The sequence below is a fragment of the Paenibacillus sinopodophylli genome (genome assembly GCF_005930355.1).
Lineage (GTDB): Bacteria > Bacillota > Bacilli > Paenibacillales > Paenibacillaceae > Pristimantibacillus > Pristimantibacillus sinopodophylli.
The window spans coordinates 190,910-209,792 of the sequence record NZ_VDBO01000004.1 but is presented as its reverse complement, the minus strand read 5'-3'; the positions used below and the strand labels follow the sequence as shown (position 1 = coordinate 209,792).

The 18,883-nt window shown below is 46.7% G+C and carries 10 protein-coding genes; 9 read left to right on the top strand and 1 reads right to left on the bottom strand.

The window, feature by feature from the left end; genetic code table 11:
* Positions 1–2: 2 nt before the first annotated feature.
* From FGT79_RS18105 to FGT79_RS18070, 8 genes are all read left to right on the top strand, one after another.
* On the top strand, positions 3–1,775 hold the full coding sequence (locus FGT79_RS18105; protein WP_138754225.1) for an ABC transporter ATP-binding protein: 1,773 nt from the start codon (positions 3–5) through the stop codon (positions 1,773–1,775).
* Positions 1,776–2,223: 448 nt separating this feature from the next.
* Positions 2,224–9,513 carry a 5'-nucleotidase C-terminal domain-containing protein gene (locus FGT79_RS18100; protein ID WP_171056310.1) on the top strand — a complete coding sequence of 2,430 codons (7,290 nt, stop codon included), beginning with the start codon at positions 2,224–2,226 and terminating at the stop codon, positions 9,511–9,513.
* A 186-nt stretch (positions 9,514–9,699) separates the two neighbouring features.
* Positions 9,700–10,656 (top strand): DNA-binding transcriptional repressor DeoR, encoded by a 957-nt coding sequence (locus FGT79_RS18095; RefSeq protein ID WP_246096483.1) that lies wholly within the window; start codon positions 9,700–9,702, stop codon positions 10,654–10,656.
* Between the two features lie 346 nt (positions 10,657–11,002).
* Complete coding sequence (locus FGT79_RS18090; protein ID WP_138754223.1) at positions 11,003–11,581, top strand: hypothetical protein; 579 nt, start codon at positions 11,003–11,005, stop codon at positions 11,579–11,581.
* A 223-nt stretch (positions 11,582–11,804) separates the two neighbouring features.
* Complete coding sequence (locus tag FGT79_RS18085; RefSeq protein WP_138754222.1) at positions 11,805–13,532, top strand: ABC transporter ATP-binding protein; 1,728 nt, start codon at positions 11,805–11,807, stop codon at positions 13,530–13,532.
* A 3-nt stretch (positions 13,533–13,535) separates the two neighbouring features.
* The gene (locus FGT79_RS18080) at positions 13,536–15,275 is read left to right on the top strand and encodes an ABC transporter ATP-binding protein (RefSeq protein WP_138754221.1); all 1,740 of its coding nucleotides are present in this window, start codon (positions 13,536–13,538) and stop codon (positions 15,273–15,275) included.
* Between the two features lie 72 nt (positions 15,276–15,347).
* Complete coding sequence (locus FGT79_RS18075; RefSeq protein WP_138754431.1) at positions 15,348–15,626, top strand: hypothetical protein; 279 nt, start codon at positions 15,348–15,350, stop codon at positions 15,624–15,626.
* Between the two features lie 166 nt (positions 15,627–15,792).
* Positions 15,793–16,659, top strand: coding sequence for a YitT family protein (locus FGT79_RS18070; RefSeq protein WP_138754220.1), 867 nt, complete (start codon positions 15,793–15,795; stop codon positions 16,657–16,659).
* An 88-nt stretch (positions 16,660–16,747) separates the two neighbouring features.
* Here the strand turns inward: FGT79_RS18070 and FGT79_RS18065 are convergent, their stop codons facing one another.
* On the bottom strand, positions 16,748–17,401 hold the full coding sequence (locus tag FGT79_RS18065; RefSeq protein WP_138754219.1) for a suppressor of fused domain protein: 654 nt from the start codon (positions 17,399–17,401) through the stop codon (positions 16,748–16,750).
* Between the two features lie 422 nt (positions 17,402–17,823).
* Here FGT79_RS18065 and FGT79_RS18060 point away from each other — a divergent pair, with 422 nt between their 5' ends.
* Positions 17,824–18,720, top strand: a complete 897-nt coding sequence (locus tag FGT79_RS18060) for an acetamidase/formamidase family protein (RefSeq protein WP_246096482.1) — start codon at positions 17,824–17,826, stop codon at positions 18,718–18,720.
* Positions 18,721–18,883 lie beyond the last annotated feature (163 nt).

Sequence of the window (18,883 nt, the reverse complement as noted above, 5' to 3'; positions counted from 1 at the left end):
GCATGCCAAAGCAATCGACGGCGAGAAGACTATTCGCATATGCTCTCGTCTATAAATTTAGAATTATCGGCGCCCTGCTTATTCTCTGCTGTGCGGTAGGAGCTGAGCTTGGCGGTCCTTTCATTATAAAAACGATCATTGATAAGCATTTGGCTGCCGGAGGAGGAGAACTGATACCGGTACTATTGCTGCTTGTCCTTTATATGGGGCTCTTGCTCTTGGCGAGCGTCGGCAATTTCTCGCAGTCTTATATTTTGCAATCGACTGCCCTGCGCATCATCCAGAACATGCGGATGGATCTAATGCGGCATATTCAGCGGATTCCGCTGCGGTATTTCGACAATACGCCAATCGGCCAAATCGTCTCAAGAATCGCCAATGATACGGAGGCAGTGCGTGACTTATTCATGAGCTTCATGGCTACCTTCGTCGTAAGTTTTGTGCAGCTGTTAGGTATATACACGGCGCTGTTTATATTGGATGTACGCTTAGCATTGTTCTGCTTGCTGCTTCCGCCGATATTCGCCATCATTATGGTCGTGCATCTGAAATATTCCAAAAGGTATATCACAATAATGCGCGCTAGGCTTAGTGATATGAATGCCATGATCAATGAGTCCATCGTCGTTATGCCGATAATTCAAGTTTTTCGTCGCGAGAAGGTGACGCTGGAGGAATTCGAGGTTCTGAATGAGGATCGGTATACGAATCAATTGAAGCAGTTCCGCGTCTTTGCGTTGTCCTCAAGAAACATTGTAGGCACGATCGGTGCACTCGTTACAGCGATGGTGATTTGGTATTTTGGCGGTCAATCACTCGAAACAGCTATTATGTACGGCGTGTTTTATGCTTTTATTGATTATTTAGGGCGTATATTTCAACCGATTATCGGTATCTTCGACCAATTGATGAATGCTCAGCGGGCTTTCGTATCAGCGGAGAAAGTATTCGCGATTCTAGATATGGAGGGCACAGAGGTCGAAGAAGTTCAGCAGGTTGATAGACCTGATGGCGTCGTCAAATTCGATAACGTGACCTTCGCCTACAAAGAGGGCGAAAATGTGCTGAGGCATATTTCGTTCGAAGCGCGCAAGGGAGAGACGGTTGCATTGGTAGGCCATACCGGCTCAGGCAAAAGCTCGATTATGAACCTGCTGCTTGGCTTCTATGAGCCGAATCAAGGCGTTATTTCCATTGATGGGCGCAGTATATCAGGTTATTCGAAGCAGGAGCTGCGCAAGCATATGGGCATTGTGCTGCAGGACCCGTATCTATTCGCGGGGGACATTAAATTTAATGTCAGTCTATATAATAAGAGCATTTCACTGGAGAAGGTCAAAAGTGTGCTTCATGATGTTGGCGCTGCCCCGTTTGTTGAGCAGCTTCCCAATGGCTATGATGAGCAAGTGGTGGAGCGGGGAAGCACGTTGTCCTCCGGACAGCGGCAGCTCATTTCGTTCGCGCGGGCGCTGGCTTTTGACCCATCGATACTCATACTCGATGAGGCGACCGCGAGTATCGACAGTGAGACGGAAGGCTTGATCCAGCAAGCGCTGCGTGTCGTGAGCGAAGGCAGGACGACTCTCGTCATCGCGCACCGGCTCTCAACTATTCGCGAAGCGGATCAAATTCTTGTGCTGCATCGCGGGGAAATTGTGGAGCGAGGCAATCATGAAGCGCTGATGGCGTTGGAAGGTCGTTACTTCAAAATGTATCAGTTGCAGAAGGGTGATCAAGCTTCGACAGGAACAGCAACTGCGACGAACGAGATTTGATGACGAGAAATAGTAGATTTCTTTATCGTAAATAAGTAAAAAGTGCCATGTACATGACGTAAATAGTCCTGTATGCGGCACTTTTTTGTAGCCTTCGTCCCAGAAACTAGCATTTCAATTCGAATCTTTCTACCAATTGACAGGAAAATCGATCCCCTGTATACTCGGAAATAAGTTTCGTGTTAGTTTACATTACATTTACATGATGCGGCTCCAGCAGCTTTGGGCCCAAAGCGATAATCCCCTATCTTCAGCATTGCAAGCAGTCTGCTCACGGATGTCATGCATGTTTTGAAGAAAGGGGATTTTTATTGCCGTTCATGAACAAATGTTCATGTTTACTAGAACTTAATTTCATGTTTATGTTGCGATGACATACTTTAATTAAGCTAATGTAGGAAATGTTATGCGTATGGGTGGATTCTGAATGGGAGAGGAGAAACAAAAAATGCACAAGCTAGTGAAACGAATACAAAGAAAAGCGTGCATGCTGCTGGCAGCTGTTCTAGTTGCAGGGAGCACATTAAGTGGGTTAGGAGGTACAGCACAAGCTGCACCTGACAATGGCAATGTCGTTATCTCTCAAGTGTTCGGCGGAGGAGGCAACAGCGGCTCGGTCTATAAAAATGATTTTGTGGAATTATACAATCCGACATCATCTGACATAACGCTTACAGGATGGTATATCGCGTATGCAGCAACAGGAGCAGCGGCTTACCCGGCAAGAGATGCTTCAAATACACTTGAACTATCCGGAAAGATCGGCGCTGGCCAATATTACTTAATTCAGCTTAAAGCAGGAACAGCGGGGACAACGGATTTGATTTCGCCGGACCTTAGCTCAACAGCTATCGACATGGGGGGCTCGAACGGAAAAGTTAGGTTGTATAACAATTCCTCCGCGGTTGTAGATACAGTCGGCTATGGAACGGCGAGCGGTGCCGAGACCATCGAGGCAGCACCAGCCGGAGCGTTAAGCTCGACGAGAGCGGCGATTCGCAAATCTCTTAATCAAGGAGACAGAGGACTCGATACGGATAACAACAGTACAGATTTTGTCGTTGCAGCACCAGACCCGCGTAATTCCTCTTATGGCGTTGCTGCAGCTGAGACTGAGGCAGTTACAGCTGACGTGAGCGCTGGAGCGGTTAAAGCGGGTACTGTTATTCAATTAACAACCGCTACAGTAGGCGCAAGCGTGTACTACAGTGTATATGGCTCTGGCGATACACAGGTTGATCCAGAGGATTTCACTTGGTACCAGCCAGGTTCGACTGTCATTGAAATACAGGGGCCGACTACGGTTCATACTTTTGCCCAAAAAGAGGGGCTGACAAACAGTCCGCTGCGCGAATTTACATACAGCATATCGAGCCTTGGTACTATTGCTGATGCTCGCGCAGCAGCGGTAGGCACGAACGCTACGCTAAGCGGTATCGTTACGCATCGGGCTGAATCGGGCGCATTCGTGAATCTTTTCGTTCAGGATACGCTGAATGGAATTATCGTTCGTGTTCCGAGTACCGTGCCGGCGCGTCCGGGCGATGTGCTTGAGGCATTCGGCAAGCTGACAGAATTCTCGGGTCTGCTTCAACTAGAGGCTGCCGCTGAGGATGTAGAAATTACGGGATCGAGCACAATACCTGCACCTGTAGTCGTAGATTCTACAAGCTTTGGCAAGACGGTGGAAAACCGGAACCAGTTCGAGGGACGGCTGGTACAGCTCGAGAACATTACCGTTGAAAGCGCGGCAGGCGGTGTCGTTACAGCAACAGATACGGTTAGCGGCGGTAAAATCATCATCTATTCCGCGGATGCTGCATTCGTTGCTGGTAAAAGCTTTGAGCTGGTATTCGGCGTAATGACCTATCACTCCAGCGTTGGGCTTGAGGTTCTACCGCGATCTCCGCTTGATATTGTTGAGAAGCGGCTGGCTGTACAAGCCAGCATCCCTTCAGGCGGTATCAATCAAGGCGCAGCTGTTGAGCTTAGCACATTGGCTGCTGGCGGCGTGATTCGATACACGATAGATGGAACTTCCCCGACTGCTTCGAGCGGCACGGTGTATACTGGATCGATCATTGTGAATGAGGATACAGTGATCAAGGCGGTCGTAACGGCAAGCGGTGAAACAAGTGCTGTTGCAGTGTTCACGTATAATGTGCTTGCGAATACAAACGGTATAGCTATTCATACGATTCAAGGTGAAGCGCACCAATCGCTTTATGCGAATGTGAAAGTTTCTAATGTTACAGGCATCATCACTTCCGTAAGCACGAATTCGTTCTACATGCAGGCACCGGACGCGGAGTGGGATAACAATCCAAATACGTCCGAAGCCATTCAAGTATACAAGCCTGGACATGGCTTAACGGTTAAGGACGCGGTTTCCGTATCTGGAACGGTAGAGGAGTATGGCAGCAGTCCATCGCTCACGGTTACCCAAATCAATGCGTCAACCATTGACAAGGTATCCAGCGGAAACGTGCTTCCAACAGCTACTTTGTTAGGAAGAAATGCGGATAAAAGTAAAGAGCGCATCATTCCAAGCATGATTGATACAGATAGCTTCGGCGTATTCAACCCTAAGGTTGATGCGATTGATTTCTTCGAAAGTCTGGAGGGTATGCTTGTTGAGGTGAAGAACCCAGTGATTACGGGTCCTTATGCGAATGCGGTAACTCCAGTGGCCATTGATAACGGAGATTTCGCTAACAATCCTGTGAGAACGGCTGCCGGAGGCCTTGTGCTGCAAGGCAACGGGTTAGACAGCACGGACAGCAGTCTTAATCCGCAGAAGCTGTTCATTAGCGGCTCTAAGCCAGCTGGTGGCGAGATCAAGACAGGCGATGTGTTCAGCGGCAGCATTGTGGGGGTTATTCAATACGCAGGTGATCTATACAAACTGCTCCCTACAGAGGCATTGCCGGCAATCACACGCAGCTCGAACACACAGCAAGTCACAACGATTGAAACAGATCCCGAGAAACTGACGATTGCTACGTTTAACGTAGAGAATTTCAGCGCTTCGGATACGGTAAAAGCAGGGAAAATTGCTTCGATCATCGTAACGAACATGAAGCAGCCGGATATTATTGGTTTGATGGAGGTTCAGGATAATGACGGTGCAAGTGATACTGGCACAACCGACGCTTCCCTAAGCTTCAAAGTACTGATTGATGCGATAAAAGAAAAAGGCGGGGCTACTTACTCCTATACGGATATCGCTCCTGAGAATAACAAGGACGGCGGCGCTCCAGGAGGCAATATCCGCGTAGGCTTCTTGTACAAAGCTGATCGCGTTTCACTTGCTCCAGGTACAAAAGGGGATTTCACGTCAGCTGTAGCTGTAAACAATGATGGCAGTTTGACGCAAAACCCAGGACGGATTGATTCCACAGACGCTTCAACCTTTAATGCATCACGTAAACCGCTTGTTGCAGAGTTTATGTTTAACGGACAGCGTGTTGTCGCGATTGCGAACCATATGAATTCCAAAGGTGGAGATGGCAAGCCTTGGGGCAGCATTCAACCTGTAGTTCGCAGCAGTGAGGTTCAACGCGCTAAGCAAGCTGAGACCGTAAACAGCTTTGTTAAAGAGCTGAAAGCGAAGGATGTTGATGCAAGTGTAGTTGTCCTTGGTGATTTTAATGATTTCCAATTCTCGGGTACGTTAAACAAGCTGAAAGGCTCGGAGCTAACCAATTTGGTTGATAAGCTGGACGTCTCAGAACGGTATTCGTATATCTACGACGGAAACTCACAAACACTTGATCACATTCTCGTTGATCAAGAAACAGGACTTAATGCGGTTATCGATGTTGTACATGTGAACGCTGATTTTGCAGCCGAGCATGGAAGGGTAAGCGATCATGATCCGCTGCTCGCACAGCTGGATTTCACACCGGGTCTGGCATTAACGATTATGCATGTCAATGATTCACATGCCAATCTTGCTAATGTTGCCAAACGTTTCACGGCGGTAAAACAGGTACGCAGCACTTCAGCCAACTCGATCCTGCTTGATGCGGGTGACGTCTTCTCGGGTACGCTGTTCTTTAATAAGTATTTGGGGCAGGCCGATTTGGCCTTTATGAATAAGCTGGGTTATGACGCAATGGTATTCGGAAACCATGAATTCGATAATGGTCCTTCGGTACTGGCTGACTTTGTAGAAAACGCTGAATTCCCATTCGTTAGTTCAAACATCGATTTCAGCAAAGAGCCTGAGCTTAGCGGCTTCGTAGCGAATCAAGCTGTAGGACAGCCGGCTGAGAGTGGTAAAATTTACGACGCTATTATTCTGGAAGAAGGCGGAGAGGAAATCGGCGTATTCGGTTTAACGACTGAGGATACGAAGTTTCTTGCATCGCCAGGCGAAAATATCATTTTCGAGGATTATATCGCCAAAGCGAAGGACACGGTCAAAATGCTGCAAGACAGAGGCATTAATAAGATCGTGGCACTAACGCATCTAGGTCATGACTTTGATCTGATTCTAGCTGAGCAAGTATTGGGTATCGACGTTATCGTTGGCGGTCACAGTCACACGAAGGTTGATACTCCTAAAGTATTCCATGCAGATACGGAGCCAACACTGGTCGTTCAAGCAGAGGATTACAACAAATATTTGGGCAGACTCGATCTGAAATTTAATGATGCAGGCGTGCTTACCCACTGGAACGGCAAGCTGCTGGACATCACTACCTTTGCTTCTGATCTTGAAGCAGCAGAGATGCTTGTGCCTTATCAAGCAGGTGTTGCCGAAATTCAAAAAGAAGTTGTCGGCAAAACGAGTGTACTGCTTGACGGTGCACGTGCAACTGTACGCGCTAAGGAAACAAATTTAGGCAATCTTATGGCAGACGGTATGGTTGCGAAAGTAAAAAGTATCGTGGCCAGCACACCAGCATTGCAGCAATATGATGTGAAAGGTTTTGTAGCGATTCAGAATGGCGGAGGCATCCGTGATTCGATTAAGTTTAGTGCGGCCGGCAAACAAGATGGCGATATTACGATGGGCGAGCTGCTGACCGTTATGCCATTCGGCAACAACTTGACGGCGCTTAGAATGACAGGACAAGAGATTGTTGCAGCGCTGGAGAACGGCGTGAGTGGAATCGAAACGGGTCAAGGCCGATTCCCGCAAGTGTCAGGCATGCGCTTCTACTATGATTCGAAGAAGCAGCCAGAGGTGCTGGATGCGAATGGTCAGTTGACACAAACGGGACACCGCGTTCTGAAAGTGGAAATTAAGAATGCAGATGGTACTTACAGCCCGATCGAGCTTGATGGTACTTATTTCGTAGCGACGAATTCCTTTATGGCAGGCGGCGGAGATTTCTACCGTTCTATGAAGCAGGCGAAGGATGCTGGACGTCAGCATGAGTTGAACATCGTTGATTACGAGGTGTTCTTGGAGCACATTACCGGTCTAGGTACAATAAACGCTTCAACAGAAGGACGGATCCTTGATTTGCTTGGGGAGCCGCTTCCAGGCAATAACAATGACGCATTCAAGCTGACGCTTATGCATGTTAATGACACGCATGCGCATCTAGATTCTGTTGCCAAAAGAATAACAGCAATCAAGGGCATACGCGCAGAAGTGGACAATTCCATTCTACTTGATGCGGGTGACGTGTTCTCTGGAACGTTGTACTTCAACAAATATAATGGTCTTGCGGATTTGGAATTTATGAACTATATCGGCTATGACGCGATGGTATTTGGTAATCATGAATTCGACAAAGGGCCTGCTGTACTTGCCGATTTCGTGAAGAAGGCACAGTTCCCGTTCGTTAGCTCGAACATCGATTTCAGCAAGGAGCCTGAACTCAGTGACCTTGTCGCTCCTAATGCCATTGGAGATCCAGCAGCTGATGGGAAAATTTATGATGCTATTATTTTGGATAGAGACGGCGAGAAAATCGGGGTGTTTGGCTTAACGACCGAGGATACGAAGTTCCTTGCATCTCCTGGAGAAAACATCGTATTCGAGAATTATATCGCTAAGGCGGATGAAACGCTCAAAATGCTTCAAGCACAAGGCATCAATAAAATTGTTGCATTGACCCATCTAGGAAACGAATTCGATAAAGTATTGGCTGAGGCGGTAACGGGTATTGACGTTATTGTCGGCGGACATAGCCATACGAAGGTCAATGCCCCACTTGTCTACCATGCAGATGGCGAGCCTACCTTGGTTGTGCAGGCAGAGGAGTATGGTAATTTCTTGGGACGTTTGGATCTCGAATTTGATCAAACAGGTGTGTTGACAGCATGGAACGGCCAACTGTTGACGGTAAGCGGCTATGCGGAGGACGCAACAGCTGTCGAGATGCTTAAGCCTTACAGCGATGGCGTTGCCGATATTAAGAAACAAATAATTGGGAAAACCAATGTGCTGCTTGACGGTGCACGCACATCTGTGCGCGCCAAAGAAACAAATCTAGGCAATCTGATGGCAGATGGTATGGTTGCTAAAGTGAAGAGTATCGTGGCCAGTACGCCAGCGCTGCAGCAATATGATGTGAAAGGTTTTGTAGCGATTCAGAATGGCGGAGGCATCCGTGATTCGATTAAGCTGAGCGCGGAAGGCAAACAAGACGGCGATATTACGATGGGCGAGCTGCTGACGGTTATGCCATTCGGCAACAACTTGACGGCACTTAGAATGACAGGACAAGAGATTATTGCAGCGCTGGAGAATGGCGTGAGCGGAATCGAAACAGGTCAAGGTCGCTTCCCGCAAGTGTCAGGCATTCGCTACTACTATGACAGCAAGAAGCAGCCGGAGGTGCTGGATGCCGATGGCCAGTTGACGCAAGCTGGTCAACGTATTACGAAAGTAGAAATTAAAAACGCGGACGGTACTTACAGTCCAATCGATGAGGCAGCTTATTATTTCGTTGCTACCAACTCGTTCATGGCAAACGGCGGAGATTTCTACCGTTCCATGAAGCAGGCGAAGGATGCAGGGCGCCATCATGAGCTGAACATCGTTGATTACGAGGTATTCCTTGAACACATCACCAAGCTTGGCGTGATTGAAGCTGGAGTCGAGGGACGTATTGTTGACGTGAACGTAGCGACACCGTCACCAACACCAACACCGAAGCCGCCAACATCAACGCCAGTAACGCCGACACCGACACCAACACCAACACCGACACCGGGTGGGAACGAAGGTGTAGAATTTAGCGATGTAGGCAGCCACTGGGCAGCGAAAGCGATTGAGCAGGCTGTAACGCTCGGTTTCGTTAATGGGTTCGGAGACGGTACGTTCCGCCCGAGCGACGAAGCAACTAGAGCACAATTCGTCACAATGGTAGGCCGTGCATTTAAGCTTGAAGCAACAGGAGGACAGTTGAATTTCGCTGATGCAGGCCAGGTTCCTGCTTGGGCACGCTCGTTCTTCGCACAGCTTATTGAAGATAAAGTGATTGCTGGGTATGAGGATAATACGCTTAGACCGGCAAGTTCACTGACTAGAACGGAAATGACAGTCATACTCGTTCGTGCTCTTGGCATAGAGGTGGATGCCAATGCGAAGCCAACATTTGCTGATGTGAGCAGTATTCCGGTATGGGCGCATCCTTATATTGCAGCAGCTCAAACCGCAGGTCTTGTTGAAGGCATGGGAGGCAATCGTTTTGCTCCGCAATCGAACGCTACAAGAGCAGAGATCGTAACGCTCTTGCTGGCGGCGCTGGAGTTCAAACAGAGCACCAAATAATGAAGAAACACACTAAAAGCTCGAAATAAAGCAGAGCGCCTCGTTCCACTTCATATAAGTGGGGCGGGGCGTTTTATTTTTCAATGGCAGGGTGGATCGAGTTGTTGTATTTTTCATGCTGTTTTGCTATAGTTTGTGTGGAATTAAGGAGATCGGATAGTCTGATATAGAAAGAGTGGAGCCTGGATGGCGGATGATCGAATGGATGAGAAGCTGAGCAAGATGATAGATGTGGCGAGGCTCTACTATGAGCTGAATTACAACCAAGAGGAAATCGCACAGAAGCTGGGAGTGTCTCGCCCTACGATATCTCGATTTTTACAGCAGGCAAAGGATGAAGGCTACGTCCAAATCAAAATCGTTCATCCGAATGAGAACAACTTTATGCTTGCTGAACGGCTGCAATCCAAGTTTGGATTGAAGAAGGTCGTTATCGTCTCTGTTCCCCAATACGAGGACGGTATTGTGAAACGGTATATTGGCGAAGCAGCAGCTTCGTATTTGTACGAAACGGTGCGAGACGGTGATATTATTGCGACAACGTGGGGAACGACCCTCTTTCAGATGGCTACACAATTGAAGGATAAGCCTGTTCGTGATGTGAAGGTGGTTCAACTGAACGGCGGTGTCAGTCACTCGGAAACGAATACGTATGCGTATGAGATCGTTCATTTATTCGGCAAGGCGTTTCACACGATCCCTTACTTTATTCCGCTGCCTGCGTTAGTGGATCACGAGGTCGTGAAACGGACGATTGAATCTGATCGGCATATTCGTAACATTTTGGAGCTGGGGAAGCTGTCCAATATCGCAGTCGTAACGGTAGGAGCGCCGACGGATGACTCTGTGCTGATACGGGCGAATTATTTCACGGAATCTGATTTGGACGTTATTCGTTCAAGGGCAGCAGGAGATATATGCTCGCGTTATATTGATGCAGCAGGTGCGATATGCTCTGAGGAGCTTAATGAGCGTACGATCGGCATTAGCTTGGATGAGCTGAAGCGCAAGGAAAAGTCCATTCTAGTAGCTGGCGGTGCCAAAAAGGTAAATGGGATATACGGTGCCTTGCGAGGCGGCTATACGAACGTGTTGATTACCGATCAGTTTACAGGCAGATATTTGCTGGAACGTGACAATTAAATGCTGTAGAAGGAACAGTATGTTAAGGCAGCTGTTCTTTTTTTGTGTGAAGTAATCCGGTTGATTTCTCATGACTTAAAAAGATGATCGAGTTCAAAGTTTTGGATAAGGCCGTCTATAATTTGGGTAGGCATAATAATATTCCAAGTAAGTGAACTAAGGTGTAGGCATGAATTAGCTTATGATAGGGAATGCGATAATTGTAAACATTTTAATGAATAAAATGTCCCAAAATGCAACTTAAACGATAGACATAGAGTCTATATAGTTAATGTTTTTTAACTCATTTGGCAATATAAGTAAGCGAAGTGATGATGTTGTAATAGGATTTATAAGGAGGACTTCTGTGAAGGTTAAAATGATGATATTTATGATTTCGATTGCTTGCGTACTTAGTGCTTGTAAGGCGGGTGAGAGTATTACTTCTGATAAGAGTGGCGATAGAGTGAATTCTATCGCATCCGAACAGAATCAGTCAGCAAATCCGATTTCTGAAGAGATAAATGTAGCGATATCAAATCACATTATTCAAAAAAACTCCGCTATATACTTCAACACGGAAAAGCAATTTGAGGTTCATCACGTATATGGTACCAGCGAATCAAATGGCATCCTAAGTGTCTATATGCATTCTTATTTTGGTGGCTACAACAAATCCTCGGGGCTAGAAAATCAAGCAGGACATTCGCTGCCTGCTGTGATTCGTTTGCAAAAAAAAGCATCTGGATATGCTGTAGTCGAATACATTGAGCCCGAAGATGGGGATTTATATCAGTCCTCTTTGAAAAAAATGTTCCCCGAGAAATACTTGAAAATGATAGTTGGAGATGCTGGGCACATAAATGACTTGCGAGTGGAGATGGATAATCAAGTGAAACATTGGCTGGGAGCTGATGAACAATCTTCAAGCAGTCCCACTAACTGAATAACCACAACCATTCACGCACCGTTTTTAACTCTTTCATTGTAATAGTTATTCCAATAGAAACGAGTCGTCGGTCATTGAAAATCATTATTCTCAAAGGGAACGGCTTTTTTCACACACTGGATGGCCCAAGGGATGTTATAATGGAACGAACAAGAGGGTGCGTGAAGCGCTGCCCTCTTTATTTGTGTTTCCCCAAACAACAAGAGAGTAAGGTGACGCGATGTTGAAGCTTGCTAGATTTCTAAAGAAATACAAATGGCCCGCTGTGTTGGCGCCGCTCTTCATGCTGCTTGAGGTAGTTATGGATTTGCTGCAGCCGAGGTTCATGGCGGCTATTGTGAACGATGGCATCATAGCAGGGAATCTGGGAGCAATTACGGGTACAGCGCCTAAGATGCTTATTGCAGCACTGGTTGGCTTACTTGCAGGCGTAGGCTGTACGGTATTCGCGACGATCGCTTCCTTGAGCTTCGGGGCGGATCTGCGGCAGGAGTTGTTCCGCAAAATACAGAGCTTATCGCTCCGTTCCCTGGATCGCCTAGGCTCAGGCTCCATTGTAACGCGCCTGACTGGCGATATTACCCAGATCCAGAACCTTGTGCTGTTGCTGCTGCGCGTATTTGCGCGTGATACGTTCATTATCGTCGGCAGTTTGATTATGGCGTTTATGATCAGTCCACGGCTGTCTGTCATTCTACTTGCAATGATTCCGCTGCTCGCTGCATTCTTATTCGTCACGACAAGAATTACGGTTCCATTATTCGCTTTGATGCAGCAGCGGCTTGATCAGGTAAATACGGTGATGCAGGAAAATTTATCGGGTATCCGAGTGGTGAAAGCATTCGTTCGCTCGGATTACGAGGAACAGCGCTTCAGTGAAACGAATTCGAACTTGCTGCATGCGAGCTTGAAAGCGGCTAAGATCGTAGCACTTAATTCGCCGCTTATGTCCATTATCCTCAACATTAGTATCGTTGCAGCGTTATGGTATGGAGGTATGTTATCCGAGAAAGGCAGTCTATCCGTCGGAAGCCTTGCCGCTTTTTTAACCTATATTACACAATTGCTATTCTCTACCTTAGGGCTCGGCAACCAACTGATGGCGATTTCTCGGGCCAAAGCATCTGCGGATCGCATTAACGAAGTACTGGAGCTTCCCGCTGACGAGCAGCGCGGGACCTTGGAATCTGGAAAGCAGCCGCAGCCCATAACGGGAGGCAGGGTCCGCTTTGATCAAGTGAGTTTTAGTTATGAGGGTGAACTAGACACGGCAGTGCTTCACCATATCGATTTTACGGCCGAGCCTGGAGAAACCATTGGAATCGTTGGCGTGAATGGGGCGGGAAAATCGACGTTGGTCAGCCTCATTCCGGCCTTCTATACGCCCACAAAGGGCATAATCAGCATCGACTCGCGTCCGGTTAACGAGCTAACTCCGCAGGAGCTGCAAGGCCAGATTGGTATGGTGCTGCAGCAAGCTCATTTGTTCAGTGGTACGATTCGTGAGAACATCAGCTTCGGCAATCCGCAAGCGAGCCAGCAGGATATTGAAGAAGCTGCAAAGGCTGCAGAGGCGCACGCCTTCATTATGAAGCTTGCGGATGGCTATGATACGTTGCTTGGCCAGCGAGGCGTCAATCTCTCGGGCGGTCAAAAGCAGCGATTGTCGATTGCGAGGACGCTGCTGCTTAAACCTAAGATTGTTATTCTTGACGACTGCACAAGTGCTGTCGATCCTCAAACTGATTTGCTGATCCGGAACGCGCTGCAAGCGATCATGAAGAGCAGCACCTGTTTCATTATTGGACAACGGATTACCTCGGTTCAAGAAGCTGATCGAATTATTGTGCTTGAGGAAGGTCGAATGACGGCGATTGGCACACATGCAGAGCTGCTTCATACAAGCAAACTCTACCAACAAATGGCCTTATCCCAGCAAGGAGCTTAACAAATGAATCAGACATGGTCAACGCTCAAAAAAATCGGACATTATTTGCTTCATCAACGGGCTAAGCTGATTACGGTCATTATGCTGACGATTGTGGCCGCGGGGCTTACACTGGCCGGACCGTATTTGCTTGGTAAAGCACTAGACGATTATATCGTAGCCAAGCAGTATGACGGTTTTCTCCAGCTATGCTTGCTTATGCTGGCGGTCTATGCAGCTGGAAGCTTAGTTGGCTGGCTGCAGGCTTTTTTCTTAGCAGAGGTATCGCAGCGAACAGTATGGGGCTTGCGGCAAGATTTGTTCAGTCATTTGCAGAAGCTGCCTATTCCCTTCTTCGCAAGCAGAAGTCACGGCGAGCTGATGAGCCGCACGACTAACGATATTGATAACGTAACGAACACGCTCAATCAAAGCTTGATTCAATTGATTTCGAGCGTCATTATGCTTATTGGTTCATTCACGATGATGCTGCTGCTTAATGGCTGGCTCACGCTTGTAGCACTAATCGTGATTCCGGTTATTGTATTTGTATCGAAGCGTATTGCCAAGGTAACGAAGCGACAATTCAAGGCACAGCAACAGGAGCTTGGAGCACTTAACAGCTTTATCGAGGAGACGGTTTCCGGTCAGAAGGTAGTCGCGCTGTTTCATCAGGAGGAGCGAATGGCCGAGCAATTCAGTGCCGCGAATGCGAATCTGAAGAAGGTCGGTATTAAGGCGCAAATCTATTCGGGTACAATGGGACCGTTCATGAATGTGTTCGGCCATATCAGCTATTTGATCATTGCAGGCGTTGGAGGCTGGCTCGCTGTACATGACCAAGCAAGCGTCGGTGTTATTATAAGTTTCCTAGGTTATTCGAGACAATTCAGCGGCCCATTGAATGAGGTTGCTAACCAGTACAATTTGATTCAATCCGGTATCGCCGGCGCGGAGCGAGTGTTCGAGATGATGGAGGTACCGTCGGAATATGACGCTGCCGAAAGTGTGGCGGAGCTAGGTGCAATTAACGGCAAGGTTGAATTCCGTGATGTATGCTTCGAGTATAAGGATGGGACAGCGGCACTCAGCGACATCAGCTTCACGGCCCTGCCAGGACAGACAATTGCCTTGGTCGGGCCCACGGGAGCGGGGAAGACCACGATTATTAACTTAATTGGACGTTTCTTCGAAGTGAAGAGCGGACAAATACGAATAGACGACAAAGATATTCGCGAGGTTGATAAAAATAGCTTGCGTAGTCAGCTTGGCATCGTCCTTCAGGATGCTCATCTGTTCACGGGCTCGATTCGTGATAACATACGCTATGGCAAGCTTGATGCAACGAACGAAGAGGTGGAAGCAGCGGCCGAGCAGGCTAACGCAGCTAGTTTTATCGCGAAGCTTCCGCAAGGTTATGAGACATTGCTGACGGCAGAAGGCGGCAATATCAGCCATGGTCAACGCCAGTTGATTACGATTGCACGTGCTGTATTAGGCGATCCCGCGCTGCTTATTTTAGATGAGGCGACGAGCAGCGTGGATACGCTGGCTGAACTGCAAATTCAGGAAGCGATGAAGAAGCTGCTGAGCGGAAGAACAAGCTTCGTTATTGCCCACCGGTTAAGTACGATACGGCATGCGGATCAAATTCTGTACGTTCAAGATGGTAAGATTATGGAGAGAGGCAGTCATGAGGAGCTGTTAGCAAGGCGAGGACTCTATTATAAGCTGCATAGTCACACGTTTTTACAAAAGGCTTAACTTGCTGTGCTCATAATGGCCAAATGATTGTGGTACAATGAGACGAGCGCTACGATTAGGAGATGACAGATGATGAGTGAGCAATTGAATGAGCAGGAGCTTGTGAACCATATAGCAAGCGAAACAAAGGCAGACGAGCAGTTGATTAAGCTGGTATTGAAGCATGAGCAGGCTTTCATCAACAATGCGAAGGAAGACAAAAACGGCGAGGTAGAAATCGACGGCGACGAGCTTGTCGATTATGTGCTCAGTCGTCCGGACGTGAAGTCGAATGAGCTCGTCGTGGAATCGATTCTTGATGCCGAGATGGATTATTTGATGGACAAGGGACTTGCCGGTTACGTTGAGTAACGCTTGGTAACTCGATGCTCCACCTAAGATGAACTGCCCTGTGGTGACAAAGCCGCCAGAGGCAGTTCTTTTTATTGAGGGGAAACAACATCGAATCCTTTTTGAATAAATCCTATTTTTGTGCTAAAGTCAAAAGTAGACTCAAGAATAGACGGAGGTTGAACTGTTGGCAAAGGTACATAAGGGGTTATCATCTTTAGAAATTTTTAAACGATTTGTATTCATTACGATCGGATCGGTTCTAATGGGCGTAGCCTTGGAATTGTTCCTCGTACCGAATAACGTAATCGATGGCGGTATTGCCGGTATTTCAATCATGCTTGCCCATTTGACGCCACTGCCCCTAGGCGTTTACTTGTTTATTGTGAATGTACCGTTTCTCATCCTCGGTTATAAGCAAATTGGCAAAACGTTCGCGATCTCTACGCTTTACGGTATTATTGTCATGTCGATTACAACCTCGCTTCTGCATCATGTTGAAGCTTTCACGGAAGAGAAGCTGCTGGCAGTGCTGTTCGGCGGATTGATTCTTGGAGCAGGTGTCGGTCTTGCTATTCGGTTCGGCGGCTCGCTAGACGGTGTGGAGATTGTATCTATTCTTATTTCCAAAAAATTGCGTATGCCGGTTGGACAAATTATTATGATATTCAACGTTGTCATATTTGTTGTGGCAGGCTTCGTATTCGAATGGGATTCAGCTATGTATTCGATGTTTACTTACTATATCGCGATTAAGTTAATTGATATAGTCGTTGAGGGTCTTGATGAGTCCAAATCGGTTACAATTATATCCTCGGAGTTCGAGGAGGTTTCTCAGGCCATCATTGACCGTTTGGGACGAAGTACAACTTTGATTCAAGCACGCGGTGGCTACTCGAAGGATGAGACGCAGATGATCTATTGCGTCGTTTCTCGTCTCGAGCTGGCGAAGCTAAAGTCGATTGTGCAATCCATTGACGAGAACGCGTTTATTGCCATTGAGCATGTCTCCGATGTAATGGGCGGCGGGTTCAGCAAGGGCAGTATTCACTAGAACCATATGAAAAAAACCGGCTTTGCATCGCGTGATGCATAGCCGTTTTTTGTTTTGGCTCAGGTCTATCGCTTTTGCTGAGAGCAGGTTAGAAGAGTCCGAAAACCTTTTTGCAAGTATTTTTGCGGTTCAAGTTAACGACATCATCCGTACCGATCTTATTGAGCTTTGCGAATAATGCCTCCATACCGTTTTTGAGTTTATAGTCCATTTCTTCCTGATATATGGGGACTAATGTGAAGAAGTGTATGACTTTTTCATCAGAGATCGTTAAATTGAAAAATTCCCTTTTATCTTCAACGTCTGGAAGAGAAAGCAGCATGCCTTGAAATTTCGTGCCCTCGCTGTAAGGCTTTACCGGCTCGCCATTCGCAAGGGTATGCCCCATGTAAAGCCAAGTATGGTACTCATGCGGAAATCTCGCCAATGTTTTTAGAGCACGGACGGGCCAATAATTCCGCTCATCTTTGAAGTCCTCGTCTGAGATTTTCCAAGTTGGAGGCAAACAGATCATAAGTTCAGCGTAACGGTATTCTTCTGCCCCTTCTGGAACGGTCATTGGTAATTCGCTCATTCCATAAGTAACGAATGTATAGCAATTTCGTTTCGAAGTTGGAGCCGCCACTATAATGTCGATCGATAGGTTATCCGAAATGATCTCCCGAAATACCCCTTCGATAGGACCAATATATGTTTCTACATGGGCATAAATTTGCTCATAATTCTCTGTTGATCGGGTCATGTTATTACCTCCACTTGTCATTAAATGCTAAAATTATAAAATTCGACATTTCCCTTCATTTTCCTTCCTATTAGTGGTGATCTTAACAAGGATAGAGAAGGTTAGTCCTCTTAGTATGTGACTGGTTACAAAAGCTGTATAACATTCAACGTGACTACAACTATATAGCCTCGCTAGCAGGGAGGATATTTCAATGATTATGCGAACTTCTAACTCTTTTTTGTGCAAAACGCAAAATTAACTTTCTATAGGGATCCTAACGGGTTGTCATACTAAACAAGGAAACGATTTGATTTTTCACAATTAACACATAATTTCTATGAAAATCAACCAAATACTTCAAGTATAATGTGAATGAAAGGGATTACATTGTTGGAGGGTAAATAAAGGTCCATTATTCAATTAACCCTGAAAGATCTACATTGCACGGCTCTTTCTCACGCGAATTTGAACCTATATTAACAATTGATTCTGGGGATGCTGTTCGATACAGCACTCTTGACGCAGGATGGGGACTGGAGCCATTTTCAGCTCCGGGTGTGCGTAAAAGATTCGAACCGAGGGAACGTCCTCGCGATGGTGGTCATGCTCTATGTGGACCTATTGCTATTCGTGGAGCTGAGCCTGGTACTGTACTTGAAATAAAAATTAACGAAATTCATCCTGGATCATGGGGATGGAATAGTGCTGGTGGGTTTCCCAGTCCTATAAATAAAAGCTTAGGTATTGCAGATGGTGAGGAATTTCATCTTAATTGGAAGTTAAACGCAACATCAATGATAGGAACAAGCGATAAAGGACACAAGGTAGCATTACGTCCCTTTATGGGAGTAATGGGGATGCCTCCTGATGAACCAGGGATTCATTCAACATTCCCTCCCCGCTCTTGTGGCGGAAATATAGATTGTAAAGAATTGATCGCAGGAAGCACTTTATATCTTCCAGTTTCTGTTTCAGGGGGATTATTTTCAGTCGGTGATGGTCATGCCATACAAGGTGATGGTGAAGTAGGAAGTCCAGCGTTAGAGTGTCCAATGGAACTGGTGGATCTATCATTCTCTGTGCGAGAAGATATTTTTCCAACTATGCCGCGAGCAAAAACGCTTACGGCATGGATAACAATGGGCTTTCATGAAGATTTAAATGAAGCAACCATAATCGCTCTAGAAGGCATGTTAACCCTTATGAAAGAAATTTTTGGATTTGAACGTAAAGAAGCTCTAGCTTTAGCAAGTCTAGTCGTTGATTTAAGAATTACACAGATTGTTAATGGCGTTCGAGGTGTCCATGCTGTACTTCCTCATGGTTCAATCAGATAAGGAAATATAAAAGTATGGTGAAACCATCTAACATGGAATTAACGGAAACTTTTCTTCAATAAAAAAGCGACAGTCTAGGACTAGATTTCTCGTCCTTGGCTGTCGCTGTTTCAATTTCTAAGGTCAATCTCAACTTATCGTATGGCGTCTAAGGGTATGACCA